The 25,344-nt window shown below is 40.9% G+C and carries 38 protein-coding genes and 1 pseudogene; 35 read left to right on the forward strand and 4 right to left on the reverse strand.

Annotation, left to right across the window (positions count from 1 at the left end):
- On the reverse strand, positions 1-1,191 hold the full coding sequence (locus ACYU0V_RS02150) for a PLP-dependent transferase (protein ID WP_461848866.1): 1,191 nt from the start codon (positions 1,189-1,191) through the stop codon (positions 1-3).
- A gap of 168 nt (positions 1,192-1,359) precedes the next feature.
- Here ACYU0V_RS02150 and ACYU0V_RS02155 point away from each other — a divergent pair, with 168 nt between their 5' ends.
- The 30 genes and pseudogenes from ACYU0V_RS02155 to ACYU0V_RS02300 all read left to right on the forward strand — a co-directional run bounded on the left by ACYU0V_RS02155 (position 1,360) and on the right by ACYU0V_RS02300 (position 17,572).
- Positions 1,360-2,088, forward strand: coding sequence for a type 1 glutamine amidotransferase (locus ACYU0V_RS02155; protein ID WP_002116949.1), 729 nt, complete (start codon positions 1,360-1,362; stop codon positions 2,086-2,088).
- Positions 2,089-2,340: 252 nt separating this feature from the next.
- On the forward strand, positions 2,341-2,652 hold the full coding sequence (gene rpsJ, locus ACYU0V_RS02160; protein ID WP_000070912.1) for a 30S ribosomal protein S10: 312 nt from the start codon (positions 2,341-2,343) through the stop codon (positions 2,650-2,652).
- A 58-nt stretch (positions 2,653-2,710) separates the two neighbouring features.
- Positions 2,711-3,349, forward strand: a complete 639-nt coding sequence (rplC, locus tag ACYU0V_RS02165; RefSeq protein ID WP_014207747.1) for a 50S ribosomal protein L3 — start codon at positions 2,711-2,713, stop codon at positions 3,347-3,349.
- Between the two features lie 11 nt (positions 3,350-3,360).
- Positions 3,361-3,963 carry a 50S ribosomal protein L4 gene (rplD, locus tag ACYU0V_RS02170; RefSeq protein WP_002049755.1) on the forward strand — a complete coding sequence of 201 codons (603 nt, stop codon included), beginning with the start codon at positions 3,361-3,363 and terminating at the stop codon, positions 3,961-3,963.
- The gene (gene rplW, locus ACYU0V_RS02175) at positions 3,960-4,280 is read left to right on the forward strand and encodes a 50S ribosomal protein L23 (RefSeq protein WP_002049693.1); all 321 of its coding nucleotides are present in this window, start codon (positions 3,960-3,962) and stop codon (positions 4,278-4,280) included. The genes rplD and rplW overlap by 4 nt, the downstream gene beginning before the upstream one ends.
- 11 nt (positions 4,281-4,291) lie before the next feature.
- A complete protein-coding gene (gene rplB, locus ACYU0V_RS02180; RefSeq protein WP_002049686.1) occupies positions 4,292-5,116 on the forward strand; it encodes a 50S ribosomal protein L2 in 825 nt (274 codons plus the stop codon).
- A gap of 13 nt (positions 5,117-5,129) precedes the next feature.
- A complete protein-coding gene (gene rpsS, locus ACYU0V_RS02185; RefSeq protein WP_001138119.1) occupies positions 5,130-5,405 on the forward strand; it encodes a 30S ribosomal protein S19 in 276 nt (91 codons plus the stop codon).
- 11 nt (positions 5,406-5,416) lie between these two features.
- Positions 5,417-5,746 carry a 50S ribosomal protein L22 gene (gene rplV / locus ACYU0V_RS02190; RefSeq protein WP_001982638.1) on the forward strand — a complete coding sequence of 110 codons (330 nt, stop codon included), beginning with the start codon at positions 5,417-5,419 and terminating at the stop codon, positions 5,744-5,746.
- A gap of 1 nt (position 5,747) precedes the next feature.
- Positions 5,748-6,564: pseudogene (gene rpsC / locus ACYU0V_RS02195) on the forward strand (30S ribosomal protein S3).
- Positions 6,504-6,917 carry a 50S ribosomal protein L16 gene (gene rplP, locus ACYU0V_RS02200; protein WP_002049688.1) on the forward strand — a complete coding sequence of 138 codons (414 nt, stop codon included), beginning with the start codon at positions 6,504-6,506 and terminating at the stop codon, positions 6,915-6,917. The pseudogene rpsC and the gene rplP overlap by 61 nt, the downstream one beginning before the upstream one ends.
- Positions 6,917-7,114, forward strand: coding sequence for a 50S ribosomal protein L29 (rpmC, locus tag ACYU0V_RS02205; RefSeq protein ID WP_000849928.1), 198 nt, complete (start codon positions 6,917-6,919; stop codon positions 7,112-7,114). Before rplP ends, rpmC begins: the two co-directional genes overlap by 1 nt.
- Positions 7,111-7,368 (forward strand): 30S ribosomal protein S17, encoded by a 258-nt coding sequence (gene rpsQ, locus ACYU0V_RS02210; protein WP_002116661.1) that lies wholly within the window; start codon positions 7,111-7,113, stop codon positions 7,366-7,368. The genes rpmC and rpsQ overlap by 4 nt, the downstream gene beginning before the upstream one ends.
- 92 nt (positions 7,369-7,460) lie before the next feature.
- The gene (rplN, locus tag ACYU0V_RS02215) at positions 7,461-7,829 is read left to right on the forward strand and encodes a 50S ribosomal protein L14 (protein ID WP_001982634.1); all 369 of its coding nucleotides are present in this window, start codon (positions 7,461-7,463) and stop codon (positions 7,827-7,829) included.
- A 9-nt stretch (positions 7,830-7,838) separates the two neighbouring features.
- Positions 7,839-8,156, forward strand: a complete 318-nt coding sequence (rplX, locus tag ACYU0V_RS02220; protein ID WP_002116820.1) for a 50S ribosomal protein L24 — start codon at positions 7,839-7,841, stop codon at positions 8,154-8,156.
- Positions 8,157-8,171: 15 nt separating this feature from the next.
- Positions 8,172-8,708 (forward strand): 50S ribosomal protein L5, encoded by a 537-nt coding sequence (rplE, locus tag ACYU0V_RS02225; RefSeq protein WP_044119300.1) that lies wholly within the window; start codon positions 8,172-8,174, stop codon positions 8,706-8,708.
- Positions 8,709-8,717: 9 nt separating this feature from the next.
- A complete protein-coding gene (gene rpsN / locus ACYU0V_RS02230) occupies positions 8,718-9,023 on the forward strand; it encodes a 30S ribosomal protein S14 (protein WP_002049689.1) in 306 nt (101 codons plus the stop codon).
- Between the two features lie 11 nt (positions 9,024-9,034).
- A complete protein-coding gene (rpsH, locus tag ACYU0V_RS02235) occupies positions 9,035-9,430 on the forward strand; it encodes a 30S ribosomal protein S8 (protein ID WP_002049732.1) in 396 nt (131 codons plus the stop codon).
- A gap of 13 nt (positions 9,431-9,443) precedes the next feature.
- Positions 9,444-9,977, forward strand: coding sequence for a 50S ribosomal protein L6 (gene rplF, locus ACYU0V_RS02240; RefSeq protein WP_002116801.1), 534 nt, complete (start codon positions 9,444-9,446; stop codon positions 9,975-9,977).
- A gap of 14 nt (positions 9,978-9,991) precedes the next feature.
- Positions 9,992-10,342, forward strand: a complete 351-nt coding sequence (rplR, locus tag ACYU0V_RS02245; RefSeq protein ID WP_002049741.1) for a 50S ribosomal protein L18 — start codon at positions 9,992-9,994, stop codon at positions 10,340-10,342.
- Positions 10,343-10,344: 2 nt separating this feature from the next.
- A complete protein-coding gene (gene rpsE / locus ACYU0V_RS02250; RefSeq protein ID WP_001141025.1) occupies positions 10,345-10,842 on the forward strand; it encodes a 30S ribosomal protein S5 in 498 nt (165 codons plus the stop codon).
- A 6-nt stretch (positions 10,843-10,848) separates the two neighbouring features.
- On the forward strand, positions 10,849-11,025 hold the full coding sequence (gene rpmD / locus ACYU0V_RS02255) for a 50S ribosomal protein L30 (RefSeq protein ID WP_000849088.1): 177 nt from the start codon (positions 10,849-10,851) through the stop codon (positions 11,023-11,025).
- 3 nt (positions 11,026-11,028) lie between these two features.
- Positions 11,029-11,469, forward strand: coding sequence for a 50S ribosomal protein L15 (gene rplO, locus ACYU0V_RS02260; RefSeq protein WP_002116985.1), 441 nt, complete (start codon positions 11,029-11,031; stop codon positions 11,467-11,469).
- A gap of 45 nt (positions 11,470-11,514) precedes the next feature.
- Positions 11,515-12,834, forward strand: a complete 1,320-nt coding sequence (secY, locus tag ACYU0V_RS02265) for a preprotein translocase subunit SecY (protein ID WP_170249219.1) — start codon at positions 11,515-11,517, stop codon at positions 12,832-12,834.
- Positions 12,835-12,854: 20 nt separating this feature from the next.
- Positions 12,855-12,971 carry a 50S ribosomal protein L36 gene (rpmJ, locus tag ACYU0V_RS02270; protein ID WP_000867907.1) on the forward strand — a complete coding sequence of 39 codons (117 nt, stop codon included), beginning with the start codon at positions 12,855-12,857 and terminating at the stop codon, positions 12,969-12,971.
- A gap of 106 nt (positions 12,972-13,077) precedes the next feature.
- On the forward strand, positions 13,078-13,434 hold the full coding sequence (gene rpsM / locus ACYU0V_RS02275; RefSeq protein ID WP_000090816.1) for a 30S ribosomal protein S13: 357 nt from the start codon (positions 13,078-13,080) through the stop codon (positions 13,432-13,434).
- Between the two features lie 19 nt (positions 13,435-13,453).
- Positions 13,454-13,840, forward strand: a complete 387-nt coding sequence (gene rpsK / locus ACYU0V_RS02280; protein WP_001040166.1) for a 30S ribosomal protein S11 — start codon at positions 13,454-13,456, stop codon at positions 13,838-13,840.
- Between the two features lie 12 nt (positions 13,841-13,852).
- Entirely contained in the window at positions 13,853-14,479 is a 627-nt protein-coding gene (gene rpsD, locus ACYU0V_RS02285) for a 30S ribosomal protein S4 (RefSeq protein WP_000135204.1), read from the forward strand.
- Between the two features lie 17 nt (positions 14,480-14,496).
- Positions 14,497-15,504: a DNA-directed RNA polymerase subunit alpha gene (locus ACYU0V_RS02290; protein ID WP_002116730.1), complete on the forward strand. Its 1,008-nt coding sequence runs from the start codon at positions 14,497-14,499 to the stop codon at positions 15,502-15,504.
- Positions 15,505-15,522: 18 nt separating this feature from the next.
- Positions 15,523-15,900, forward strand: a complete 378-nt coding sequence (rplQ, locus tag ACYU0V_RS02295) for a 50S ribosomal protein L17 (protein ID WP_002049717.1) — start codon at positions 15,523-15,525, stop codon at positions 15,898-15,900.
- A gap of 181 nt (positions 15,901-16,081) precedes the next feature.
- On the forward strand, positions 16,082-17,572 hold the full coding sequence (locus ACYU0V_RS02300) for a flavin-containing monooxygenase (RefSeq protein ID WP_276124759.1): 1,491 nt from the start codon (positions 16,082-16,084) through the stop codon (positions 17,570-17,572).
- Between the two features lie 50 nt (positions 17,573-17,622).
- On the opposite strand, the gene ACYU0V_RS02305 is transcribed toward ACYU0V_RS02300, so the two are convergent.
- Positions 17,623-18,795: an acyl-CoA dehydrogenase family protein gene (locus ACYU0V_RS02305; RefSeq protein WP_069121981.1), complete on the reverse strand. Its 1,173-nt coding sequence runs from the start codon at positions 18,793-18,795 to the stop codon at positions 17,623-17,625.
- 188 nt (positions 18,796-18,983) lie between these two features.
- On the opposite strand from ACYU0V_RS02305, the gene ACYU0V_RS02310 reads away from it, so the two are divergent.
- The 5 genes from ACYU0V_RS02310 (at position 18,984) to ACYU0V_RS02330 (ending at position 24,531) form a co-directional block, all read left to right on the forward strand.
- Positions 18,984-19,241: an FAD assembly factor SdhE gene (locus ACYU0V_RS02310; RefSeq protein ID WP_002117064.1), complete on the forward strand. Its 258-nt coding sequence runs from the start codon at positions 18,984-18,986 to the stop codon at positions 19,239-19,241.
- A 6-nt stretch (positions 19,242-19,247) separates the two neighbouring features.
- Complete coding sequence (locus tag ACYU0V_RS02315) at positions 19,248-19,637, forward strand: hypothetical protein (protein ID WP_130119844.1); 390 nt, start codon at positions 19,248-19,250, stop codon at positions 19,635-19,637.
- Between the two features lie 770 nt (positions 19,638-20,407).
- Positions 20,408-21,496 carry a hypothetical protein gene (locus ACYU0V_RS02320; RefSeq protein WP_014207738.1) on the forward strand — a complete coding sequence of 363 codons (1,089 nt, stop codon included), beginning with the start codon at positions 20,408-20,410 and terminating at the stop codon, positions 21,494-21,496.
- Between the two features lie 84 nt (positions 21,497-21,580).
- Positions 21,581-22,156 carry a rhombosortase gene (gene rrtA, locus ACYU0V_RS02325; RefSeq protein ID WP_069121974.1) on the forward strand — a complete coding sequence of 192 codons (576 nt, stop codon included), beginning with the start codon at positions 21,581-21,583 and terminating at the stop codon, positions 22,154-22,156.
- A 179-nt stretch (positions 22,157-22,335) separates the two neighbouring features.
- Positions 22,336-24,531 (forward strand): TRAP transporter large permease subunit, encoded by a 2,196-nt coding sequence (locus tag ACYU0V_RS02330; protein ID WP_017400431.1) that lies wholly within the window; start codon positions 22,336-22,338, stop codon positions 24,529-24,531.
- 160 nt (positions 24,532-24,691) lie between these two features.
- Here the strand turns inward: ACYU0V_RS02330 and ACYU0V_RS02335 are convergent, their stop codons facing one another.
- Positions 24,692-25,117: a hypothetical protein gene (locus ACYU0V_RS02335; RefSeq protein ID WP_461848887.1), complete on the reverse strand. Its 426-nt coding sequence runs from the start codon at positions 25,115-25,117 to the stop codon at positions 24,692-24,694.
- Positions 25,118-25,128: 11 nt separating this feature from the next.
- Positions 25,129-25,338 carry a YheV family putative zinc ribbon protein gene (locus ACYU0V_RS02340; protein WP_032004797.1) on the reverse strand — a complete coding sequence of 70 codons (210 nt, stop codon included), beginning with the start codon at positions 25,336-25,338 and terminating at the stop codon, positions 25,129-25,131.
- Positions 25,339-25,344 lie beyond the last annotated feature (6 nt).

A 25,344-nucleotide genomic window follows, 5' to 3' on the forward strand; every position in this document is an offset into this window, starting at 1 on the left:
TTACAGTTGTTTCAGTGCATTTTCGATATCTTGTATCAAATCTTGCGGATCTTCTAGTCCTATACAGAATCGAACCAATAATCCTTGTTGTAAATGTGTATTCTCAAGTTTTCTCATCATTTTTAAATCATAAAGCATAATCAGGCTAACAGGTCCACCCCAGCTAAAGCCGAGCTTAAATAACTCTAATGCATCGCAGAAACGACGTACTGCTGTAATGTCATATTCAGGTTTAAAAATAACACTCACTAAGCCAGCACTTTGACCGTCTATGCAGATTTCTTGCCAATATTGATGGCCTGGTGAGGATTCATCACTTGGGTGTAGAACTTGTGCAAATTGAGGCTGGTTCTTTAGCCATTTAAGTAGAGTGTGAGCATTGGCTGACTGTTGTTCATAGCGTAAAGACATATGAGCAAGGCTGCGTTGAACTTGAGCTGCATCATCTCCAGAGATTGCGATGCCCAAAATAGCATGCGTACGGAATAAGCGGTGATGAAGTTTCTCATCACGAGTTACAATGCTACCCATTAAAATGTCACCACCACCACTTGGATATTTGGTTAGTGCGTGAACGGTTAAATTAACAGATAGATGTTCATCAGAAAAATTAAAAGCATTAAACGCAAGCCCCGCTCCCCAGGTGTTATCTAGAGCAGTCAATACACCATTTTTTTTAGCTTTTTTGACTAGATTTTTAAGATCAGGAAATTCTAAAGTAACTGAACCTGCAGCTTCTAACCATAATAGTTTACTTCTTTCGGTGGGTTGAAAACTTGCAGCGTCAATGGGGTTATATACTTTAACAATAATGCCATATTGACTTTGTAGATAAGTTAAATGCTCTAGATTTGGACCGTAAATATTGTCTGGAACCCATACTTCGTCATTAGTGCTTAAAAATGCTGAGTTCACAATATTAATTGCGGATAGGCCACTCGGTGCAAGTAAACAATGCAAACCACCTTCAATTTGCGCAATATTGTCGCCTAAGGTGAATGTGGTAGGGGTGCCATGTGTTCCATAGCTATAGTCATACTTATCAGTCCAATGACGATCAAAAAGGTGCGAAGTTGATTTGAAAATAATAGTTGATGCGCGAAATAAGGGAGGTTGCACTGTTTCAATGAATTGCGGAGCCTTTCTTGGGGCATGAATGAGACGAGTCTGGAAATCGTTATGCTTTTTCATAGTGCGTTATGTTTTAAATGATAAAGTTAGATTAAGAGAAATTTAAATTCTTCGCTAGATTTATAAAGTTTTGTAAGACGTTTCGTTACAGTAGACCTATAAAACAAAAACTTGGCTTTATTTTTGCAAAGACCACTACAACATTCTAACAACAATAGGTTTAAGCGCATGAAGTCGCATTTAAGAGTTCATTATTTTCAACATATCGCGGGTGAGGGTTTTGGGAGTTGTTATTCATTTTTAAAAGCTCACCACGCGACTATTAGTTCTACGGAGTTTTTTGCACTTCCGGTTGATCGGTCACTTGAAATAGAAGCTTTACCACAAATTGATGAGGTTGACTTATTATTAGTCATGGGTGGCACCATGAGTGTAAATGATGAGGCGAATTATCCATGGCTTAAGATAGAGAAAAGATGGTTGCGTCGTTACTTAGCAGCTGGAAAGCCTGCAATAGGTCTCTGTTTGGGTGGGCAGCTAATTGCTAATGCACTTGGGGCGGCAGTTAGTCGAAACCGCTATCAGGAACTTGGCTGGTCGACAGTTCAAAGAGTAGCAAATTTACCTCAAGACAGCTTTCCTTTACCTGAAAAGATAAAGGTGATGCAGTGGCATAGCGAGACATTTGAAATACCCAAAGGTGCTATACACTTAGCCGAGAATATAGCTTGTCGTAATCAGATGTATCAAATTGGAAAAAATGTGCTCGGTTTTCAATTTCATCCAGAAATGACACCAGCAACGTTAGAACTGTTGCTTGAAAATGAAGAAGAGCTATCTATTTTTAATGGGGAATATGTTCAGCCTGTGAGTGAACTACAATATTCAGAAGCACAAAAATTTGAACAAGGTAATCAACTCTTAAATAAAGCGATTGAGTTTGTCATAAATGCCTAGATGAATTATGAATGCTAGGTTAAAGCACGTTTTGAACAAAAAATAGAAAAAGAGAATTGCATAAGACTTAAACAATCGTTATAATGGGCGACCCTCAAAAGGAGGGGCATTTACTGCGAAGAAAGTAGTAAATGTGCATTACAGTCGTGGCATCGATCATGACCTTAGTGATTTTCACTGCCTTTGACACTTACCAATGGGTGAGATGCGTCAAGGGTGATTCTTTATATGTTTGGCTTGGAGTTTACTGGTATGTCTAACCAGAGAATTCGTATCCGTTTGAAGTCTTTTGATCATCGTCTGATTGATCAATCTGCTCAAGAGATCGTAGAAACCGCTAAGCGTACTGGCGCACAAGTTTGTGGTCCAATTCCGATGCCTACTCGCATCGAACGCTTCAACGTTCTTACTTCACCGCACGTTAACAAAGATGCGCGTGACCAGTACGAAATCCGCACCTATAAACGTTTGATCGACATCGTTCAACCTACAGATAAAACTGTTGATGCATTGATGAAATTAGATCTTGCGGCTGGTGTTGATGTTCAGATCGCTTTGGGTTAAGGCTTTCGGTTGATTAACTTCTAAGTTAATTAGGCCGCTTTTTTAGAGGTTTATGCACATGGCTATTGGTTTAGTCGGTCGCAAATGTGGTATGACTCGCATCTTTACAGATGCAGGTGTTTCTGTACCTGTTACAGTCATCGAAGTCGATCCAAACCGCATTACGCAAATCAAAACACTTGAAACTGATGGTTATCAAGCTGTTCAAGTAACTACTGGTGAACGTCGCGAATCTCGCGTAACTAACGCTCAGAAAGGTCACTTCGCGAAAGCTGGTGTTGCTGCTGGTCGTTTAGTTAAAGAGTTCCGTGTTACTGAAGCTGAGCTTGAAGGTCGTGAAGTTGGCGGTACTATTGGCGTTGATTTGTTCGCAGTTGGTCAAATTGTTGACGTAACTGGTCAATCAAAAGGTAAAGGTTTCCAAGGTGGTGTTAAACGTTGGAACTTCCGTACTCAAGACGCTACCCACGGTAACTCAGTTTCTCACCGTGTATTAGGTTCTACAGGTCAAAACCAGACTCCTGGACGCGTGTTCAAAGGCAAGAAAATGGCTGGTCACTTAGGTGATGAACGCGTAACAGTACAAGGTCTTGAAATCGTATCTATTGACGCTGAACGTTCTGTTTTAGTTGTTAAAGGTGCAATTCCTGGTGCAACTGGCGGTGACGTGATTGTACGTCCTACCATCAAGGCCTGAGGGGAAATACCGTGAATTTGAAAACTGTTTCCGGCTCTGCTGTTGAATTGTCTGAAGTTGCTTTCGGACGTGAATTTAACGAAGCTCTTGTACACCAAGTTGTTACTGCTTACTTAGCAGGTGGTCGTCAAGGTACTCGTGCTCAGAAATCACGTGCAGACGTTTCTGGCGGTGGTAAAAAGCCATTCCGTCAAAAAGGTACTGGTCGTGCTCGTGCGGGTTCTATTCGTAGCCCTATCTGGGTTGGCGGTGGTAAAACTTTTGCTGCTCGTCCACAAGATTGGTCTCAAAAAGTAAATCGTAAGATGTACCGCGGTGCAATGCAATGTATCTTAGCTGAACTTGTTCGCCAAGATCGTCTTGTATTAGTTGAAGAGTTTGCAGTTGCAGCTCCAAAAACTAAAGAATTGCTTGCAAAGCTTAACGACTTAAATGCTGCTCGTGCATTAATCGTTACTGACGCTGTAGATGAGAACTTATATCTTGCAGCACGCAACCTTCCGCATGTAGATGTGGTAGATGCAACTGCAATCGATCCTGTAAGCTTGATCGCGTTTGATAAAGTTGTGATGTCTGTAGCTGCTGCTAAGAAAATTGAGGTAGAACTCGGATGAACAACGAACGTATCTATCAAGTCCTAAAAGGACCAGTCTTCTCAGAAAAGGCACAAGTATTAGGTGATACTGTTGGTGTTCAAGTATTTAAAGTAGACATCAATGCTACTAAACTTGAAATCAAAAAAGCAGTTGAAAAACTTTTTGGTGTAGAAGTTGTTAAAGTTAACACAACTATTACTAAAGGTAAGACTAAGCGCTTTGGTCGTACATTGGGACGCCGTTCTGATGTTAAAAAAGCATACGTCACCCTGAAAGCTGGCCAAGATGTTGAAATGGCTGACTTGGGCGATACCGCTGAAAGCGCAGCGGAATAAGGACGAAAATTATGCCGATTCAAAAATGTAAGCCAACGTCTCCAGGACGTCGCTTTGTAGAGAAAGTGGTTCATGACCATCTTCACAAAGGCGCTCCTTACGCACCGTTGGTTGAAGCTAAAAAACGTACTGGTGGTCGTAATAACAACGGTCACATTACTACTCGTCACGTTGGTGGTGGTCATAAACAACACTATCGTATCGTTGACTTCAAACGTAACAAAGACAGCATCCCAGCTGTTGTAGAGCGTATTGAATACGATCCAAACCGTACAGCACATATTGCTTTGTTGAAATATGCTGATGGTGAGCGTCGTTATATCATCGCACCTAAAGGCTTACGTGCTGGCGATAAAGTACAATCTGGTAACGATGCTCCAATTCGTCCAGGTAACTGCTTGCCACTTCGTAATATGCCGATCGGTTCTACACTTCATAACGTTGAACTTAAAATTGGTAAGGGTGCGCAATTAGCGCGTTCTGCTGGTGCTTCTGTTCAGTTGTTGGGTCGTGATGGTTCTTACGCAATTATTCGTCTTCGTTCAGGCGAAATGCGTAAAGTACATGTTGAATGCCGCGCTGTAATTGGTGAAGTTTCTAACCAAGAAAACAACCTTCGTTCATTGGGTAAAGCTGGTGCTTCGCGCTGGCGTGGTGTTCGTCCTACCGTACGTGGTATGGCGATGAACCCGATTGATCACCCGCACGGTGGTGGTGAAGGGCGTAACAAAGGTATTCAACCTGTAAGCCCATGGGGTCAAAAAGCTAAAGGGTACAAGACACGTACCAATAAGCGTACGACTAAGATGATTATTCGCGACCGTCGCGTCAAGTAAAGGAATCTGACTAATGCCTCGTTCTCTGAAAAAAGGCCCATTCGTCGATGCGCACTTGTTCGCTAAGGTTGAAGCGGCTGTTGCTAGTAACTCTCGCAAGCCGATTAAAACTTGGTCTCGTCGTTCGATGATCCTTCCAGATTTTGTTGGTTTAACAATTTCTGTTCATAATGGTCGTAACCACGTTCCAGTAATTGTTACTGAGCATATGGTTGGTCATAAACTCGGTGAATTCGCGCCAACTCGTACCTATCGTGGTCACGGTGTTGACAAGAAATCTAAACGTTAATAGGTGTCATGATGGAAGTAACTGCTAAATTACGCGGTGCCGCTATCTCGGCACAGAAAGCACGTTTGGTTGCAGATCTTATTCGCGGCAAATCTGTTGCGCATGCTTTAAATATCTTAAACTTCAGCAATAAAAAAGCTGCTGTTTTAGTAAAAAAAGCATTGGAATCTGCGATTGCAAACGCTGAACACAATAACAGTTTAGATGTTGACGATCTTAAAGTTTCTACGATTTACGTTGACGAAGGCATGAGCCTTAAACGTATTATGCCACGTGCTAAAGGCCGTGCAGATCGTATTACTAAGCGTACTTGTCACATCACCGTTAAGGTAGGGGTTTGATATGGGTCAGAAGGTTCATCCAATCGGTATCCGCCTAGGTGTTGTGAAACGTCATAACGCTAACTGGTATGCGAATCCGAAACAATACGCTGAATACTTGCTTAAAGATCTTCAAGTTCGTGAGTTTTTAACTAAAAAACTTAAGAATGCGATGGTAAGCAACATTCTTATCGAACGTCCATCGGGCGCTGCTAAAGTAACTATTAGCACAGCTCGTCCTGGTATCGTAATCGGTAAAAAAGGCGAAGATATTGAAAAATTACAGCGCGAACTTACCAGCATTATGGGTGTTCCAGCGCAAGTAAGTATCAACGAAATTGATCGCCCAGACTTAGATGCGCGTTTAGTTGCTGAAGCAATCGCTTCTCAATTAGAAAAGCGTGTAATGTTCCGTCGTGCTATGAAGCGTGCGGTTCAAAACACTATGCGTGCTGGTGCTAAAGGTATCAAAGTTGAAGTGTCTGGCCGTTTAGGTGGTGCAGAGATTGCTCGTACAGAATGGTATCGTGAAGGTCGTGTGCCTTTACATACATTGCGTGCAGACATTGACTATGCAACTATGCGTGCAGAAACAACTTACGGTACGATTGGTGTTAAAGTTTGGATTTTCCGTGGCGAGATTTTAGGTGGCATGAAACAAGTCATGAACCCTGCTCCTGCTGAAGATCGTCCAGCTAAACGTGGTCGTGGTCGTGGTGAAGGTCAAGAGCGTCGTGGTCGTCGCGGTGACCGTGCTGCTGACAAGGGAGAATAATCCATGTTGCAACCTAAACGTACCAAATTCCGTAAGGTGCACAAAGGCCGTAATACTGGTCTAGCGCATCGTGGTAGTACAGTATCATTTGGTTCGATTGCAATTAAAGCAACTGAACGTGGTCGTATGACTGCTCGTCAGATTGAAGCTGCACGTCGTACTATTAGCCGCCGTATTAAGCGTGGTGGTAAAATCTTTATTCGCGTATTCCCGGATAAGCCAATCACTCAAAAGCCTCTTGAAGTGCGTATGGGTAAAGGTAAGGGTAGCGTGGAGTACTGGGTTTGCCAGATCCAACCAGGTAAGATCCTGTACGAAATTGAAGGTGTGAACGAAGAGTTGGCGCGTGAAGCATTTGCTTTAGCTGCTGCTAAACTTCCGTTTAAAACCACTATCGTGACTCGGACGGTAATGTAATGAAAACTAAAGATCTACGTGAAAAATCGGTAGAAGAGTTGAAAGCTTTGCTTGATGAGCAACAGCTTAACCAATTCCGTCTTCGTATGGCGAAAGCAACTGGTCAGTTGGGTAAATCGCATGAAGTGCAAGTTGCTCGTAAGACAATTGCTCGTATTAAGACACTCCTTACCGAAAAACAGGGGAACGGACAATGAGTGAAAAAACAGTCCGCACGTTAACCGGCAAAGTAGTAAGCGACAAAATGGACAAGTCTATTGTTGTTCTTATCGAACGCCGCGTTCAACACCCGTTGTATGGCAAGTCAATTCGCCGTTCAACTAAGTTACACGCTCATGATGAAAACAATGTTGCTAAGCTTGGTGATGTTGTGACCATTAAAGAAAGCCGCCCAATTTCTAAAACTAAAGCTTGGACTTTAGTGGAAGTAGTTGAAGCAGCTGCTGAGTAATTCGACGTTCTTGTTGCATCATCGGTCAATTTCGAGTACTCTTTGAGCCTTTCGAAATTGTGACCGGTGATGCTCGGTTTTGGAGTAGGGCAATGATTCAAACCGAAACTATGCTCGACGTAGCAGACAACAGTGGTGCTCGCCGCGTACAATGTATTAAAGTACTTGGTGGTTCACATCGTCGTTATGCTTCTGTTGGCGACATTATTAAAGTTACTGTAAAAGAAGCAATCCCACGCGCACGTGTTAAAAAAGGTGACGTGATGAATGCGGTTGTAGTTCGTACTAAATTCGGCATTCGTCGTCCAGATGGTTCTGTGATCCGTTTTGATGATAATGCTGCAGTTATCCTGAACAACAACAAAGCTCCGATTGCTACTCGTATCTTCGGACCAGTGACTCGTGAACTTCGTACTGAACAGTTCATGAAAATCATTTCATTGGCTCCTGAAGTTCTATAAGAGGCAATCATGGCTAAGATTAAAAAAGGCGATCAAGTTATCGTGATCGCAGGTAAAGAAAAAGGCAAACAGGGTACTGTATTGTCTGTTTCTGAAGACCGCGTTAAGGTTGAAGGCCTTAACTTAGTGAAGAAGCATCAAAAGCCGAATCGTGTAACTGGCGCTGAAGGCGGTATTGTTACTCAAGAAGCTTCGCTTCATATTTCAAACGTGGCAATTTTAAATGCTACAACCCAGAAGGCTGACCGTGTTGGTTACCAAGTGATTGATGGCGTGAAAACTCGCGTTTATAAATCAAATGGTGAATCAGTGGCGGTAGCGAAGTAATAGGTTGAAAAGGCAATGGCCAGACTTAAAGCACGTTACAATGATGAACTTAAAGCAAAGTTACAAGAAGAACTTAGCATTAAGAACGTGATGGAAATTCCACGCATCACAAAAATTACCCTTAACATGGGTGTAGGCGCAGCTGCAACTGATAAGAAATTATTGGATGGCGCTGTAGTCGACATGCAATTAATTGCTGGTCAAAAACCAGTAATTACACTTGCTCGTAAATCTATCGCTGGTTTCAAAATCCGTGATGGTTGGCCGATTGGTTGTAAAGTTACTTTACGTGGCGACCAAATGTACGAATTCTTGGACCGTTTGATCTCAATCGCAATCCCTCGTATCCGTGACTTCCGTGGTTTCTCTTCGAAATCATTTGATGGTCGTGGTAACTACTCAATGGGTTTGAAAGAGCAAATCGTTTTCCCTGAAATCGATTTCGATAAGATTGATCGTATTCGTGGTATGGATATTACTATTACTACGACTGCTCGCACCGATGACGAAGGCCGTGCGCTTATGCGTGCATTCGGCTTCCCGTTCAAATAAGAGGTCGATATGGCTAAGAAAGGTATGATTAATCGCGAATTGAAACGCGAAAAAACAGTTGCTAAATACGCTGCAAAACGTGCTGAATTAAAAGCTACGATTGCAAACGTAAATGCAAGTGAAGAAGAGCGTTTCGAAGCGATGTTAAAGTTACAAGCATTGCCACGTAATGCATCTCCGGTACGTCTTCGTAACCGTTGTGGTTTAACTGGTCGTCCTCATGGTTACTTCCGTAAGTTCGGTTTAAGCCGTAACAAATTACGTGACACAGTAATGCAGGGTGATGTACCAGGCGTTGTTAAGGCAAGCTGGTAAGGAGCGACTAAATGAGTATGCAAGATACCGTTGCCGACATGCTAACACGTGTTCGTAACGCACAAATGGCTAAGAAACAAACTGTTTCTATGCCTTCTTCTAAGTTGAAAGTTGCAATTGCAAACGTACTTCAACAAGAAGGTTATATTTCAAATGTAGAAGTTGCTCAAGAAGAGACAAAATCTACTTTGACAATTACTTTAAAATATTTCGAAGGCAAACCAGTTATCGAAATGGTTAAACGCGTAAGCCGTCCAGGTCTTCGCCAATACCGTGGTAAAGATAAACTTCCAAGCGTTAAGCAAGGTTTAGGTATTGCAATTGTTTCTACAAGCAAAGGCATCATGACTGATCGCGCTGCACGTGCTGCGGGCGTTGGTGGTGAAGTTATTGCTTTTGTTTCTTAATAGGTGATTCCTCATGTCTCGTGTGGCTAAAGCCCCAGTAACTGTACCTAATGGTGTAGCAGTTACTCAGAACGGCCGGCAGGTCGAAGTGAAAGGCAGCAAAGGTACATTGTCTTTCAACCTGCATGCGCTGGTCGAGCTAAAACAGGAAGAAGGTAAACTTCAACTTGCTCCAGTTAAAGAATCGAAAGATGCTTGGATGCAAGCTGGTACTGCTCGCGCTGTATTGAATAACCTTGTTAAAGGGGTTAGTGAAGGCTTCGAACGTAAGTTGCAGCTAGTTGGTGTTGGTTATAAAGCTGCGGTTAAAGGTACTGTTGTAAACCTTAACCTTGGTTTTTCACACCCAATTGACTACGCTTTACCTGAAGGTGTAACAGCGGAAACTCCAACTGCTACTGAAATCATTTTGAAATCAGCAAACAAGCAGTTGTTAGGTCAAGTAGCGGCAGAAATCCGTGCATATCGTTCTCCTGAACCATATAAAGGTAAAGGTGTTCGTTATTCGGATGAAGTCATTCTTCGTAAAGAAGCTAAGAAGAAATAAGGCGCGAGGTTCTTATGAACGAAAAGAAACAATCCCGTTTGCGTCGTGCGAAAAGCACACGCTTGCACATTCGTGCATTGGGTGCGACTCGTTTGTGTGTAAACCGCACTCCGCGTCACATCTATGCTCAAGTTATTTCAGCAGATGGTGGCAAAGTTTTAGCACAAGCTTCAACTTTGGATGCATCTTTACGTAGCGGTACTACAGGTAATGTAGATGCAGCTACTAAAGTAGGCGCTTTAATCGCAGAGCGTGCGAAAGCAGCTGGTGTAACTAAAGTTGCATTTGACCGTTCTGGTTTTAAATATCATGGTCGTATCAAAGCCTTGGCTGATGCTGCTCGTGAAAACGGCTTGGAGTTCTAATCATGGCTAAAGTTGAACAAAACGAAGGTCTTGTTGAAAAGCTGGTTGCCGTTGATCGTGTAGCCAAAGTTGTTAAGGGTGGTCGTATCTTCTCTTTCACAGCATTAACTGTTGTGGGTGATGGTAATGGTCGTGTTGGTTTTGGTCGTGGTAAAGCTCGTGAAGTTCCAGCTGCTATTTCTAAAGCACTTGAAGCTGCACGTCGCAACATGATTACTGTAGACCTTGCAGGTACTACTTTACAACACCCTGTGAATGCTCGTCATGGTGCAAGCCGTGTATATATGCAACCTGCTTCTGAAGGTACTGGCGTAATCGCTGGTGGCGCTATGCGTGCCGTTCTAGAAGCTGCAGGTGTACATAACGTACTTGCTAAATGTTATGGTTCTACTAATGCTGCAAACGTAGTAAACGCAACTTTCAAAGGTTTGCGTGATATGACTTCTCCTGAGAAAGTCGCTGCGAAACGTGGTAAATCAGTAGAAGAAATTCAAGGGTAATCAATCATGAAAACGATTAAAGTTACCCAGACTAAATCTTCTTCACATCGCTTGAAAAATCACAAGCTTTGCTTACAAGGTTTAGGTCTGCGTCGTATTGGTCATACTGTAGAAGTGCAAGATACGCCTTCTAACCGCGGTATGATCAACAAAGTCTACTATATGGTTAGTGTAGAGGAATAAGCCATGACTCTGCGTTTAAATGAACTTGCGCCTGCAGAAGGTGCAAAACGTGAACACCGTCGTTTAGGCCGTGGTATCGGTTCTGGCGTTGGTAAGACTGGTGGCCGTGGTGTCAAAGGTCAAAAATCACGTAAAAGTGGTGGCGTTCGTCCAGGCTTTGAAGGCGGTCAAACAGCGATTTATCGTCGTTTACCTAAATTCGGTTTCACTAGCCAAATCGCTTTAAAAACTGCTGAAGTACGTTTATCTGAGTTAAGCAAAGTTGAAGGCGACATCGTTAGCCTAGAGACTTTGAAAGCTGCGAATGTTGTTCGTCGTGACCAAATTCGTGCTCGTATCGTACTTTCTGGTGAAATCACTCGTGCATTCACTGTTCAAGGTGTTGCATTGACTAAAGGCGCTAAAGCTGCGATTGAAGCAGCTGGCGGTAAAGTCGAGGAGTAATCTCGAGTGTCTATGTCTCCTAGTTCTTCAGGTCATGTCAACATGATGAAAGGTCAGCCATTTCATGTGAAATACCGTGAAATTATTCGCCGGATGAGTTTTCTAATCGGTGCATTGCTGGTCTTTCGACTAGGAGCGCATATTCCAGTACCAGGCATTAATAATGCTGCGTTAGAAAATTTATTTCATGCGAACCAAGGAACTATTCTTGGGCTATTCAATATGTTTTCTGGCGGTGCTTTAGAGCGAATGTCTATTCTTGCTTTAGGAATTATGCCTTACATTTCTGCATCAATTATTGTGCAGTTAATGTCTACTGTAATTCCATCACTTGAAGCCTTGAAAAAGGAAGGTGAGCAAGGTAAGCGTAAAATTAATCAATATACGCGTCAGGGTACATTACTACTTGCTGTGGTTCAGGCTGTTGGTATGTGTGCTGGCTTAATTGGTCAAGGTATTACTTTGACAAATGGCCTTGCATTTTACGTACCTGCTGTTACTTCTTTAGTTGCGGGAACAATGTTCCTAATGTGGCTAGGTGAACAGATCACAGAAAGAGGTATCGGTAATGGTATCTCAATGATTATTTTTGCAGGTATTGTTGCTGGTTTGCCTAATTTAATTATGCAATCTATCTCTTCTGTAGATAATGGTCAGACAAGTTTGATTGGTCTTGTAATCTTTGGTCTTTTGTCTCTAGGTGTATTGGCAGCTATTGTGTTTATTGAAAAAGCACAACGTCGCATTCCAGTAAACTATGCGCAAAAGCAACAAGGGCGTCGTATATTTACAGCACAGCAGACGCATTTGCCATTAAAAATTAATATGGCTGGTGTTATTCCTGCGATTTTTGCAAGTTCTCTACTCTTGTTCCCAGCAAGTCTTGGTCAATGGGTGGGAAGTGCAGATCCAAATGCTGGTTTTATTAAAAGCAGCTTACAAGATTTAGCTTTAGTATTGTCGCCTGGACAGCCTTTGTATTTGGTGCTCTTTGGTGCGTTAATTATCTTTTTCTGTTACTTTTATACGGCTTTAGTATTTAGCCCTAAGGAAGTATCAGAAAATCTAAAACGCAGCGGAGCTTATGTGCCTGGTATTCGCCCAGGTGAGCAAACTGCTCGTTACTTAGATCATATTCTTAATCGTTTGACGTTTATTGGTGCGATTTATATTACGGTCATTTGTTTAATGCCAATGATTCTACAAAGTTCTTTTGGGATTCCATTCTATTTAGGTGGTACCTCACTATTGATCGTAGTTGTCGTGGTTATGGACTTTATGGCTCAGCTACAAGCGCATTTAACATCTCATCAATATGATAATCAAACATTAATGAGAAAAACGACTGCTCATCCTAAGGGATAAGCGCACTTAGAGGTTTCATCATGAAAGTACAAGCTTCTGTAAAGAAAATTTGTGGTAGCTGTAAAGTTATCCGTCGTAATGGGGTTATTCGCGTAATTTGTAGCGCAGAACCTCGTCATAAGCAGCGTCAAGGTTAATCTAATCAAGACCTGTTGATTTCAGTAGGCGAATTGGGTTAATATCCGCCCCTCAAGATTTTTGTGGGGCGGTTGATTATCTCTACTGCCTTTTTGGAGAAAGTGAATGGCTCGTATTGCCGGTGTAAACATTCCGGATAACAAGCATGCTGTTATCTCCCTCACTTACATCTTTGGTATCGGTCGCCACACTGCTAAGAATATCTTAGCTACAGTTGGTATTACTGAAACTACTAAGATCCGTGAGTTGGACGATGCTCAGCTTGATGCGATTCGTGCAGAAGTTGCTAAGGTTCCTACCGAAGGTGACTTACGTCGCGAAATTTCCATGAACATTAAACGTTTAATGGATTTGGGTTGCTACCGCGGCCTTCGCCATCGTCGCAGCTTGCCTGTCCGTGGTCAACGCACCAAAACTAACGCACGTACCCGTAAAGGTCCGCGCAAACCGATTAAAAAGTAAGATTTCTGGAAGCTAAAAGATGGCTAAAGATACTCGCACACGCAAGAAGGTCACTCGTACCGTCTCTGAAGGTGTTGCACACATTCACGCGTCTTTTAATAACACCATTGTTACGATTACTGATCGTCAAGGTAATGCATTGGCTTGGGCCACCTCAGGTGGACAAGGCTTCCGTGGTTCACGTAAATCAACTCCGTTTGCTGCTCAGGTAGCTGCTGAAGTTGCTGGTAAAGCAGCTTTAGATTACGGTTTGAAAAATCTGGATGTCCTTGTAAAAGGTCCTGGTCCAGGTCGTGAGTCTGCGGTTCGTGCATTAGGCGCAGTGGGTTATAAGATTAACAGCATTACCGATGTGACTCCAATTCCTCACAACGGTTGCCGTCCACCTAAAAAACGTCGCGTGTAAGGAGAAACATTCATGGCTCGTTATATTGGTCCAAAATGCAAACTCTCTCGCCGCGAAGGGACAGACCTGCAACTTAAATCTGGCGTTAAACCATTTGACGTCAAAACTAAAAAAGCTAACAAAGCACCTGGTCAACATGGTCAGGCACGCGGTGGTAAGCAATCTGAGTATTCACTACAATTACGTGAAAAACAAAAAGTCCGTCGTATTTACGGTGTGTTAGAACGTCAATTTAGTAACTACTATAAAGAAGCAGCTCGTGTTAAAGGCGCAACAGGTGAGAACTTGTTGAAATTGCTTGAAAGCCGTCTTGATAACGTTGTTTATCGCATGGGTTTTGGTTCTACACGTGCAGAAGCTCGTCAGTTAGTAAGTCACCGTAGCATTACTTTGAATGGTCGTCGTGTAAACATCGCATCTATTCAAGTTAAAGCTGGTGATGTAATTGCGGTTCACGAAGGTGCTAAACAACAATTGCGTATTAAAAACGCGATTGAGTTAGCTGCACAACGTGGTATTCCAGCTTGGATCGAAGTTGATCATTCTAAGCTTGAAGGTACGTTTAAAGCTGCACCAGATCGTTCTGATTTACCTGCTGAAATCAACGAAAGCTTGATTGTAGAATTGTATTCTAAATAATCCTTGAGGTAGCAATAATGACGCGTACTGCAAACGAGTTTCTAACTCCGCAAGCGATCAAGGTCGAAGCGGTAAGCGGGACCTCGGCAAAAGTGATTCTAGAACCTTTAGAGCGTGGTTTTGGCCACACTCTAGGTAATGCTTTACGTCGCATTCTATTGTCTTCTTTACCTGGCGCTGCTGTGGTTGAAGTAGAAATAGAAGGTGTCGAGCACGAGTACAGTACTTTAGAAGGCTTGCAGCAGGACATCGTCGAGCTCTTGCTGAACCTAAAAGGATTGTCTATTAAGCTGTTCGATCAAAATGAAGCATATTTAACATTAGAGAAACAAGGTCCTGGCGATATTACTGCTGCTGACCTTCGTTTACCTCATAATGTTGAAGTGGTTAACCCAGAACATTTAATCGGTACTTTAAGTGCTTCAGGCTCATTAAAAATGCGCTTGAAAGTTGCTCAAGGTCGTGGTTATGAAACATCTGATTCTCGTTTCCCTGAAGGTGAAACACGTCCTGTTGGTCGTTTGCAATTAGATGCTTCTTATAGCCCGATTAAGCGTGTTTCTTACACCGTTGAAAATGCGCGTGTAGAACAACGTACCGATTTAGATAAACTGGTAATCGACCTTGAAACAAATGGAACGGTTGATCCTGAAGAAGCTATCCGTAAAGCGGCAACAATCTTGCAACAACAAATTGCAATTTTTGTTGATCTTCAGAAAGACCAAACTCCAGTTGCTCAAGAGCCTCGTGAAGAAGTTGACCCAATCTTGCTTCGCCCAGTAGATGATCTAGAGCTTACTGTTCGTTCTGCTAACTGTTTGAAAGCAGAAAATATTTACTACATTGGTGATCTTGTTCAACGTACTGAAGTTGAGTTATTAAAAACTCCTAACCTTGGTAAAAAATCGTTAACAGAGATCAAAGATGTTTTGGCATCGAAAGGCTTACAACTCGGTATGCGTCTTGAAAACTGGCCACCAGCTAGTCTTCGTATGGACGACCGTTTTGCCTATCGTAGCCGTTAATTAAGTAGGACTATCACCATGCGTCATCGTAATAGTGGTGTGAAATTAGGCCGTACAAGCAGCCATCGTAAAGCGATGTTCCAAAACTTGGCTAATTCTTTATTTGAACACGAGTTGATCAAAACAACTGTGCCTAAAGCTAAAGAATTACGTCGTGTTGCTGAGCCTTTAATCACTCTAGCAAAAAACGATACTGTAGCAAATCGTCGTTTAGCATTTGCTCGTACTCGTAATGCTGCAACTGTTGGTAAATTATTTACCGTACTCGGCCCTCGTTACAAAGAACGTAACGGCGGTTATCTACGTGTTCTTAAAGCGGGCTTCCGTGCTGGTGATGCAGCACCGATGGCTTACGTTGAGCTTGTAGATCGTGAAGTAAACACTTCAGCTGAATAATTGATTTTATTCAAAAAAGACCGGTTTTATACCGGTCTTTTTTATTTCTAGTCACAAAAAAAATTATAAAAATGTCCTCAAGTGACATAAAAAAGTAGATAAACGGTCAAACTTGACATTGTGTATTGTCAAAATTGTGTTTTAATAAACTTATATTCTCAACAATGGGTATAAAAATAAAATGCAAAAGCAAGTTGATATTTTAATCATTGGCGCAGGTATTTCAGGAATCGGAATCGCTGCCCATTTATCAAAAAATTCACCACAACGACAATTCGAGATTTTAGAACGTCGCGAGTCTTTTGGTGGAACATGGGATCTTTTTCGTTATCCTGGCATCCGTTCAGACTCAGATATGTCTACCTTTGGTTTTAACTTTAAACCATGGTGTAAAGCGAATGTATTAGCTGATGGTGCTTCTATTAAAGGATATTTAGGTGAAGTAATTAGTGAATTTAAATTAAAAGAAAAAATTCATTTTGGTCATCGCGTACTTTCTGCTAATTATGATTCGGCTTCAAAAAAATGGCAGGTTGTAGTCGAAGATAGCAATAAAAAACAGCAGACTTGGATTGCCAACTTTGTTGTAGGTTGTACAGGTTACTATAATTATGATCAGGGTTATGCGCCTTCTTTCCCAAATCAAGAAGCATTTAAAGGGCAGCTTATTCACCCACAGCATTGGCCTGAAAACTTAGATTACACAGGTAAAAAGGTGGTTATTATTGGTAGTGGTGCAACAGCGATTACTTTAGTACCAGCAATGGCTAAAGGTGGGGCAGGTCATGTGACCATGTTGCAGCGTTCACCAACATATATTGCTAGCGTTCCTTCTATCGATTTTATCTATGAAAAAACGCGTAAATTTATGTCTGAAGAGGCAGCTTATAAATTTACTCGAGCTCGCAACATTGGTATGCAGCGCGCTATTTATGCGCTGTCTCAGAAACATCCTAAAACTGTACGTCGTTTACTTTTAAAAGCAATTGAAGTGCAGCTTAAAGGTAAGGTTGATATGAAGCATTTTACACCTTCATACAATCCTTGGGATCAGCGTTTATGTGTAGTGCCAGATGGGGACTTGTTTAAGATTTTACGTGAAGGCAAAGCGAGCGTAGAAACTGATCAAATCGAGAAATTTACTGAAAAAGGTATTTTACTTAAATCTGGCAAACATCTTGATGCTGATATCGTTGTTTCTGCAACAGGATTACAAGTTCAGATTATGGGCGGAGTTCAGGCGACTCTTGATGGGAAACCAATCAACTCATCTGAACATATGCTTTATAACGGCATAATGCTAAGTGATGTACCGAATATGGCTATGATTATTGGCTATGTAAATGCCTCATGGACACTCAAAGTAGATATCGCTGCCGAATATATTTGTCGCTTATTAAACTATATGGACAAAAATAGTTATGATGAAGTGATTCCATCGGGTGATAAGACTGTGATGGAAGAAGATACTGTAATGGGTAAACTATCATCAGGTTATATTAATCGTGCAGCACATGAACTTCCTAAACAAGGTAAGCGTGCTCCATGGCAGGTGACTAATAACTATTTAGAAGATAGAAAGTCTTTGAAAAATGCAAAATTTGAAGATGGCATTCTTCATTTTCATAAGCGTTCTGAAGCGAATGAGCGTAAACCAAAATTAGTATCTTAAGTCCTGTTAAATAAAAAAAGGGGCGTAATGCCCCTTTTCTTGTGAAGGTATTAAAGTGTTCTTGAAATTAATTCTTTCATGATTTCATTTGTACCTGCATAAATTCGATTTGCTCGATGATCAATGTATGCACGTGCAATTGGATATTCAAGCATATAGCCATAACCACCATGTAACTGAAGACATTCATCTACAATCTTTGAGAACATATCAGAAATTTTATATTTAGCAGCAGCTGCAGCTTCGACACTCAATTTTTCTTCAAGTTGTAATTCCATACAACGATCTAAATAAGTACGACAGAAATCGATTTCAGTTCTGAGTTCAGCAAGTTTAAAGCGCGTATTTTGAAATGCACCAATAGGTTTACCAAATGCCTTACGATCTTTTGTATATTGGACGGTATGTGCAAATGCTGCTTCAGCACCTGCCTGACAAATAATAGCAACTAACATTCGTTCCCATGCTAATTCTTTCATGAGCATGATAAAGCCCATACCTTCCATGCCTAAAAGGTTTTCTTTAGGAACTCGAACGTTATCAAAGAATAATTCGCAGGTATCTTGGCCTTTCATACCAATTTTGTTTAGAGGTTTACCTTTACTAAAACCAGCACGATTTGCTTCTACAATAATTAAGGATAAGTTCGCCGAACCTTTATCACTATTGCCAGTCTTACAAACGACTACTGCCATGTCGCATAAGTAGCCATTCGTAATAAAAATTTTAGAGCCATTAATGACATATTCATCACCATCAAGTACGGCGGTGGTTCTTACCGCTTGTAAATCGGAACCAGTACCTGGTTCCGTCATTGCAATAGCAGTAACAACTTCTCCAGTTGCCATTTTGGGTAACCATTTTTGTTTTTGCTCTTCATTACCAAAATTATTAACGTAATTAGCAACAATATCGGAATGTAGAGAAAAACCAGTACTTGAGTCCATCGCATACGCTTGTTCTTCTATAAGAATCATACTGTATAGGCGATCTACCCCAGAGCCACCATATTCCTCTGGCATTGTGGTGCAAAGAAGACCTAGTTCTCCAGCTTTATTCCAAAGATCTCGGTCAACATGTTGCTGTTTTTCATATTTCTCTATATTGGGAACGACTTCCTTTTCATAGAATTTACGCACTGTTTCACGGAAGGCTTCGTGTTCTTCATTGAATAATTGTCTTGGTAACATATTTGGAATAGGACGGATGGCACCAGATTGCATTTGTATTTCTTCCTTGGTTCAGGTGTGATGTTATGCCCTAAACATACGTAAGCATTTCATGCCTCACAATGTGATGAATGCTCAATTATGCGAATAAGATGATAAATTTGGTCAATTTGATATTTTTAGCGATCTTTAGGATGTGATCAGGTAAACTAGGCGCACTATCAACACAGATGGGGACGTAAATGTCTGACGAAATGACCTTGGAAGAACGTAAAGTAATTTATCGAGCACGCCGCGGCTTAAAAGAAATTGACGTCTATTTTGACCCGTATGTAAAAAATTATTATTTAAAAGCTGATCCGGCAGAAAAAGCATTATTTGCAGAGTTAGTTGATCAAGAAGATCCGGATCTATTAGATTGGTTCATGGAGGTTTCTGAGCCTCCACGTACTGAGTTACGTGAATTTATTTATAAACTAAAACAGTATGTGCATGGCTAAACTGTTTTGATAAAAGAATTAAATTTTGAGCTGAAATATAGTCGTGTCTCGGTAATATTTCAGCTTTTTGTTGGTTTGGGTTTAGCAATCCTGCTTTATCAATTATTAACACCCATGTGGTGGCTATGCGCTGTCATTCTTCTATTTATTGGTTTTATTTTCTTTTTAAAGCAAGCACAAATATCTCAAATTGAATATTTAGATCAAAAATTATGGTCGGTTGCATATTTTTCAAAAAAAGAAATTTACCGTGCAGAAATTACTAAAATAATTGATTATCAGTTATTTGTAGTTATTTATTTTGAAGAGACTCCTACGAATATAGCTATTGTTTGGTTCGATCAGCTTCCTATTCAGCAGTGGAAAAGATTAAAAGTTTTAGAAAAACTCTATTAATTGTTCGACAATTCTACAATTGTATATTTATTTAAAAACCATAAAAAACAAAAACTTAATAATTTTTTTCTTCATTAAACTTCGGATTGTCTAATTAGAATATAGAAAAAAGCCAAGGAAAGACAATTGTCTGACAATTTCACCTATGGGTAGCTATTTGATCGGTTAAAGTACAAACACCAACGTAAAGTGTGTCGGAGGTCTCAAAATGGAGATGCCAACATGGTCGTTCTTGGTCATTGCCATCATTCTGGCAGTGGTGATAGGAAGAGCAGGAACTTTACTCAGGGAACATCTTAACAAAGTTAGTTTTAACAAGGTTAAGAGACAGAGGATGCAAGGTCGTCGATCAATCAATTATTAAAGTTGGTTAATCGATTAATTTCATCAAGTGTCCAGTTTATAACTGGGTGCGATTGTTGTAAGGAGGTCTCTCATGGAGATTTCAATGTGGATGTTTCTGTTAATTGCAGTTGTTATGGCTGTAGTAGTAGGAAGAGCAGGAACTTTACTTAAGGATTATATAGAACAAAAATAATATAAGCCGTTAAAAGCTTATCCCAGTTAATAAGTAGCATGTGCTGAACCGTCGCAATGCTACTTTTTTTTGCCTAAAATTTCTGTTTCCTCGAAAAACTGTCAATTTTATCTGCTGTGAAGTGTGTCAAAGTATAAGCGCTACAATTAGAGTAATTACTCTTTTATTCAAGATATGCATCTGCTAATGTACATCTGAAAAGGAAAAAACAAATTACATAGAGGACAGGAAGATGTCTAAAGTCCAAAAAATAAGCCAAGGTTTGGCGGTGAGTTTTCTTGCAGCTTCAGTTTTATCAGGTTGTTCATACGTCGTGAAAACCGGAGCAAATGTTGCTCTAGGTTTTACGGAAAAGCACGTCGTTCCACCTATTTTGGCAATGCAAGATGCTGAAATGGTATGTAATACCGGTAGTGCGTTAACGCCTGCAATCATGTCTACCAAAGGGATGGGTGCAGATCCGACACGTGTTGCAGTATTAATGTATGCAGCATCAGGTGTATGTGCGGAAAATCAAGCTTTAGAACAAGAACTGCGTTATTTACGTGCTTCAAAAGCAGGTCAAGTGACAGAAGCCCAAGATGCACGTATTGCACAGAAGCGTTGGGCAGCAATTGCAGCTGAACGTCAGTATACAGGCTATAAATTATTTGCTGATCGTTGGGAATCTAAATATAAATATCACTTAGGTGACTCTTGCCCAACGATGCGTAATGATACTGATCAAACCGTTTATTTACTTGGCATGATCAGTGGTCTTCAGGCTGTGACCAACGATATTAACTCAGGCGGCGCAGTCAATGTTCCTAAAGATATCGCTGCTATTGTAGAGCGTGGCATGGTTTGTCTAGATAATGAAAAATTCTGGGGAGCACCTAACGCAACGCGTGCCGTTATCTGGACTTTATTGCCAGGTGCTGATGAGGGGAAGCCTGATCCATACCAAACTTTAAAACAGTCAATTCAGATTGGTGAGAAAAAAGGTGTTCGCCTATCTCATGCCTTATATGCGGTAGCTGCTCAAGCAAGCGGTGATGATGCAAAAATCCGTGATGCATTAAGATCTTATGCGGCGTCTCAAGCTGATGACAAACCTGTCAATCCTAACTTTAAGTTAATTGATAGTATGGCTGGCCTTATTGTACGTGGTATCTCTGACCGTTACTGGACTGAACATACTGGTGTACGTACCGGAGATGATGGTATGTCTCATTTCTGGGATGATAAGAATGAAGGTGCAGCAGAGCTAGATGAGTTGTTTGATGGGGGAGCCGCTTCTGAAGTTCCTGCTGATTCATCTGCTCCACCAGCAGCGCAGTAAAGAATATTTGAAAGACTAACTTCTTGCGAGTCTATTGTTAAGTTCTACAATAATCGTAAGGAGTTTAATTTCAAGGAGTGTGCCATGAAGGATCATGTACTGAATAGTAAAGTGCTTTTGGTCGCAGTGTGCATTTCCATATCTGCTTGTCTACAGGTGTTTCCCGATACTTTTATTTATTGGCGCGAAAGTTTACTTGGCGAATTCTGGCGTTTATGGACTGCACATTGGGTACACGTTGGATGGGTTCATTTCCTTTTAAATATGATGGCATTCGCCTGTTTACCCTTTATCTTTCCGCATACAAAAGCATGGCATCTTCTAAGTCTACTTTTGCTATTGCCACCTTTTATTAGTTTGGTGTTCTACTTTTATTTACCTTATATCGAAGCTTACGCAGGTCTGTCTGGTGTCTTACATGGACTATATACAGCGGTTGCTTTGGTCTATCTGCAATATCGTAAAGAGCAAAATTTTGCTTTGCTGGTTTTAGGGTTAATTATTGCCAAACTTATATGGGAAAACACTTTTGGGCAAACAGGGACCGCTCAGTTAATAGGGAGTCCAGTTTTAACTGAAGCTCACCTATATGGAGCAATTGGTGGCGCAATCTTTGGAGGATGCTATTGGCTTTTTCAGAGATTAAAAAAGAAACATTGACAATACAAACTGTTAAAAAAGAGATTTTAGTCATTCTTTATTAACAAAGTTTGATGCAAATTTGATCGTTGAATAAAGGGATTGGTAGAAGGGGGATGGATTTAACCCCTGACCAAGAAAAATTGCATGACTCAATTCTTTAATTTTTAGGGACTTGAGAGAACAAAATTGGAATATTTATGCAAGAACATCAAGAAAAAAGATCTGGATTAGGTCTGCTGGGTTATATCTGGAACGAATGGATCTCAACATTCGTCATCCTCATTCTGCTATTAATGACGCTAATTATTGGTACCGGGGAAATGATCCACGGACAATTATTACGTATCGGGGAACGTCTTTATGGCGACCCTGCTACAGGTATGCAATATTCTTTTTTGCGTGCTGAGCCTGAAAAGCCAACTTGTGATCGACATCCAAATATCGAGGCTCAAGTAAAAGAACAAATGAAAGCGAACGCGTCTGATGATTTCGCGAGTTTCTTTGGTGCAGCATCGGAAAGTGATGTCCGTGCATCACTACTCGCAGCGCAGCAACAATGTGATGAAAAATATCAGGCATATGATAAAACTATTAAATATATCGAAGCTAATCCAGGGGTACGTACTTATCGTGCTATTGAAACTGGTTTCTTTGGTATTTTTAAATTCGGTACAGAGAACCGTGCCATTTTACTAGTCTTTATGGTTCTGATTTCTGCGATTACTGCATCGTTGAAATATCACCATATTGGTTTGCGTAATCCGGCAACAAAAATAGATTACAAAGTGTATTCCTTGTTTATGTTGATTGGTAATGCGCTGCTTAGTACCTCTGTCATTAGTCAGTATCGTTCAGTCATAAATTCTGGGGTAACACCTACCTATGAAACAGTAACGATTTACTGGATCTGGATGATTCTATTTGTTGTTCTGACTTTAATTAGTTTGTATCAATTATTTGTTTCACCTCCACCAAAGCGTGAAGGCGGAAATATAGGCTTAGCCTTATTATCGGTGCCTTTATACGCTTACATGGCCCTAATTACAGGCATCGTATTTACATTCTTTATGGATTACCCAATGGGGCAAGGTATTTACCTTGGTTTATTGGTTGAGTTCTCGGGTATCTTCTTAAACCTTGCCTTGTTCATTTGGGCAGGTATGCTTTTAACTCAAACACGCGTTATGGACTTGTTCCTTAATGTGCTTCGTCCATGGAACTTGGCACCAGAAACCTTAACTTGGTTAATTCTAATTGCTGCTGCTGTACCAACAGCTTATACAGGTGCATCAGGTATTTTCGTTATCGCAGCAGGTGCAATTATTTATAAAGAAGTCTGGAATGCGGGTGCTCGCCGTCAATATGCTTTGGCTGTGTCTGCAATGTCAGGTTCTTTAGGGGTAGTTGTACGTCCATGTCTACTGGTCGTTTTAATTGCAATGCTTGATAGCCGTCATGTTACGTCGGATGAGCTGTTTGGGCATGGTATTTATGTATTTTGGTTAACTGCATTTATTTTCTTGGGCGTTTCACTACTTTTGGCTGAAGAAAAATTCCGTGTGAATTCACCAAAAGTTGCGATTCCGGGCATGATGCGTGCCTTTGTACCTGTAATTCCATACATCCTGATCACTGCTGTTGTTCTTGCAATCTATAAATATGCACTAGATACAGGAATGAACGAATTTACTGCACCAGTAATTTTGCCATTAGTCCTGATCGCAATGATCTTGTACGACAAATTGGTTGCGACCAAAGAAGCGCCTGCAATCAATATTCATGAAGCGATTGTTCGTGAACACGAACAAAAATCACCATTTCTTCGTGCGCATGATCCGCATAGCTCTCAATACCGTCTCGGTTTTGGTGGAGCACTTCGTTTTGCGACCTCAGAAACTGTAGGCCATATCGGTGCTTTAATTATCTTGATGGCATTGTCTGCAAGTGTAGGTGGTTTAATTGAACGCTCTGAAGTGGTCGAATTATTACCGACTCATTTGGGCAGTATTTATATCTCACTTGCATGTATTGCGCTATTACTTGCCATTATTGGTATGTGTACAGATCCATTTGGTGCTGTAATTTTAGTTGCTGCAACTATTGCACCTGTAGCATACGAAAATGGTATCCATCCAATTCATTTCTGGATGATTGTGTTGGTTGCATTCGAATTTGGCTACGTAACACCACCAGTTGCCTTGAACCATCTACTTACGCGGTTGTCCGTCGGAGATGATGAAGTGAACGCTGCTGATGCTGAAGCGAAAGAGAAATATACAAGCTTCTACTTCCGTTATGAGCGCTGGTTGCTACCAATTATTGTCTTGTTCTCATCATTGGTATTAGTGACTTATGTGCCATACGTATTTAAGTTATTCGATTGGTATAAATAACTTAAATCAAAGTATTGGTTATACAAAAAAGCCTTCCTAAATGGAGGGCTTTTTTAATAAGTAGATTGAGTAAATTTAGAACAAGATGATTAGAATTATTTAAATTTGAAAAAAAGCTAAAGATGTACAGCTTTAGCTTTTTTAAGAGTTCATTGAAAAACTATTGCTGTTTAAGCTGAGCTTCCAGCAATTTAACTTGTTCTTCTTTGAGTTTAGTTAATTGATCAGCATCTGAATGCTGAGCTTTTAAGGTTGCTTCCTGATCTTTTAGCTGGCGATGAATATCTTCAAGTTTAGATACTTCTTCTTTTGCTAAAGACTCTTGTGCAGGGACAGGCTCTTTAAGCACATTTTCACTGACAAGTTGCTGAGAGCTTGCATTTTCAGCTAAGGGTTCAGAACTTGGTAATGGGTCAACTGGTTTAACAGGAGCGGATGTCGAGACGGGTTGTGGATCAACCAGTGGTGCTGACGACTCGGTTTTTTTAAAAAACCATTGCGCTGCAAAAAAAAGCACTACGAGAATGCTTAAGCCCCCAATTAAAATCCATAATAATTTTGAGTTTTGTTTTCTTTGTAGTGGCATGTTTAAGACCTTTAGTCGGGACGACGTGGCTTGAACTGTATTACCCCAATTTCATCCGGTTCAGCAGGTGTTTCAGGCTCATCAACATGAGTCGGACGATTTTCGCTATAACCGCATTCGATACATTCAATCCATTCGTCTTCTGCGGTGGTTAGCATGACAATTCGATCCATGGCTTCACATTTTGGACATTTTGCCCCAGCAATGAAACGTTTTTTCATCTTTAT

Source organism: Acinetobacter sp. X9 (genome assembly GCF_054889255.1).

Coding starts and splice junctions, on each gene's coding strand:
- rpsK (WP_001040166.1), top strand. CDS start 13,454: ATGGCTAAAGATACTCGCACACGCAAGAAGGTCACTCGTACCGTCTCT.
- ACYU0V_RS02310 (WP_002117064.1), top strand. CDS start 18,984: ATGTCTGACGAAATGACCTTGGAAGAACGTAAAGTAATTTATCGAGCA.
- rpsM (WP_000090816.1), top strand. CDS start 13,078: ATGGCTCGTATTGCCGGTGTAAACATTCCGGATAACAAGCATGCTGTT.
- rplF (WP_002116801.1), top strand. CDS start 9,444: ATGTCTCGTGTGGCTAAAGCCCCAGTAACTGTACCTAATGGTGTAGCA.
- ACYU0V_RS02330 (WP_017400431.1), top strand. CDS start 22,336: ATGCAAGAACATCAAGAAAAAAGATCTGGATTAGGTCTGCTGGGTTAT.
- rpsH (WP_002049732.1), top strand. CDS start 9,035: ATGAGTATGCAAGATACCGTTGCCGACATGCTAACACGTGTTCGTAAC.
- ACYU0V_RS02305 (WP_069121981.1), bottom strand. CDS start 18,795: ATGCAATCTGGTGCCATCCGTCCTATTCCAAATATGTTACCAAGACAA.
- rpmD (WP_000849088.1), top strand. CDS start 10,849: ATGAAAACGATTAAAGTTACCCAGACTAAATCTTCTTCACATCGCTTG.
- rplR (WP_002049741.1), top strand. CDS start 9,992: ATGAACGAAAAGAAACAATCCCGTTTGCGTCGTGCGAAAAGCACACGC.
- rplC (WP_014207747.1), top strand. CDS start 2,711: ATGGCTATTGGTTTAGTCGGTCGCAAATGTGGTATGACTCGCATCTTT.
- ACYU0V_RS02340 (WP_032004797.1), bottom strand. CDS start 25,338: ATGAAAAAACGTTTCATTGCTGGGGCAAAATGTCCAAAATGTGAAGCC.
- rpsJ (WP_000070912.1), top strand. CDS start 2,341: ATGTCTAACCAGAGAATTCGTATCCGTTTGAAGTCTTTTGATCATCGT.
- rplW (WP_002049693.1), top strand. CDS start 3,960: ATGAACAACGAACGTATCTATCAAGTCCTAAAAGGACCAGTCTTCTCA.
- rpsS (WP_001138119.1), top strand. CDS start 5,130: ATGCCTCGTTCTCTGAAAAAAGGCCCATTCGTCGATGCGCACTTGTTC.
- ACYU0V_RS02335 (WP_461848887.1), bottom strand. CDS start 25,117: ATGCCACTACAAAGAAAACAAAACTCAAAATTATTATGGATTTTAATT.
- ACYU0V_RS02290 (WP_002116730.1), top strand. CDS start 14,497: ATGACGCGTACTGCAAACGAGTTTCTAACTCCGCAAGCGATCAAGGTC.
- secY (WP_170249219.1), top strand. CDS start 11,515: ATGAAAGGTCAGCCATTTCATGTGAAATACCGTGAAATTATTCGCCGG.
- ACYU0V_RS02155 (WP_002116949.1), top strand. CDS start 1,360: ATGAAGTCGCATTTAAGAGTTCATTATTTTCAACATATCGCGGGTGAG.
- rpsN (WP_002049689.1), top strand. CDS start 8,718: ATGGCTAAGAAAGGTATGATTAATCGCGAATTGAAACGCGAAAAAACA.
- rplE (WP_044119300.1), top strand. CDS start 8,172: ATGGCCAGACTTAAAGCACGTTACAATGATGAACTTAAAGCAAAGTTA.
- rplX (WP_002116820.1), top strand. CDS start 7,839: ATGGCTAAGATTAAAAAAGGCGATCAAGTTATCGTGATCGCAGGTAAA.
- ACYU0V_RS02300 (WP_276124759.1), top strand. CDS start 16,082: ATGCAAAAGCAAGTTGATATTTTAATCATTGGCGCAGGTATTTCAGGA.
- rpsE (WP_001141025.1), top strand. CDS start 10,345: ATGGCTAAAGTTGAACAAAACGAAGGTCTTGTTGAAAAGCTGGTTGCC.
- rplQ (WP_002049717.1), top strand. CDS start 15,523: ATGCGTCATCGTAATAGTGGTGTGAAATTAGGCCGTACAAGCAGCCAT.
- ACYU0V_RS02150 (WP_461848866.1), bottom strand. CDS start 1,191: ATGAAAAAGCATAACGATTTCCAGACTCGTCTCATTCATGCCCCAAGA.
- rrtA (WP_069121974.1), top strand. CDS start 21,581: ATGAAGGATCATGTACTGAATAGTAAAGTGCTTTTGGTCGCAGTGTGC.
- rpsD (WP_000135204.1), top strand. CDS start 13,853: ATGGCTCGTTATATTGGTCCAAAATGCAAACTCTCTCGCCGCGAAGGG.
- rpmJ (WP_000867907.1), top strand. CDS start 12,855: ATGAAAGTACAAGCTTCTGTAAAGAAAATTTGTGGTAGCTGTAAAGTT.
- rplO (WP_002116985.1), top strand. CDS start 11,029: ATGACTCTGCGTTTAAATGAACTTGCGCCTGCAGAAGGTGCAAAACGT.
- rpsQ (WP_002116661.1), top strand. CDS start 7,111: ATGAGTGAAAAAACAGTCCGCACGTTAACCGGCAAAGTAGTAAGCGAC.
- rplN (WP_001982634.1), top strand. CDS start 7,461: ATGATTCAAACCGAAACTATGCTCGACGTAGCAGACAACAGTGGTGCT.
- rplP (WP_002049688.1), top strand. CDS start 6,504: ATGTTGCAACCTAAACGTACCAAATTCCGTAAGGTGCACAAAGGCCGT.
- ACYU0V_RS02320 (WP_014207738.1), top strand. CDS start 20,408: ATGTCTAAAGTCCAAAAAATAAGCCAAGGTTTGGCGGTGAGTTTTCTT.
- rplB (WP_002049686.1), top strand. CDS start 4,292: ATGCCGATTCAAAAATGTAAGCCAACGTCTCCAGGACGTCGCTTTGTA.
- rpmC (WP_000849928.1), top strand. CDS start 6,917: ATGAAAACTAAAGATCTACGTGAAAAATCGGTAGAAGAGTTGAAAGCT.
- rplV (WP_001982638.1), top strand. CDS start 5,417: ATGGAAGTAACTGCTAAATTACGCGGTGCCGCTATCTCGGCACAGAAA.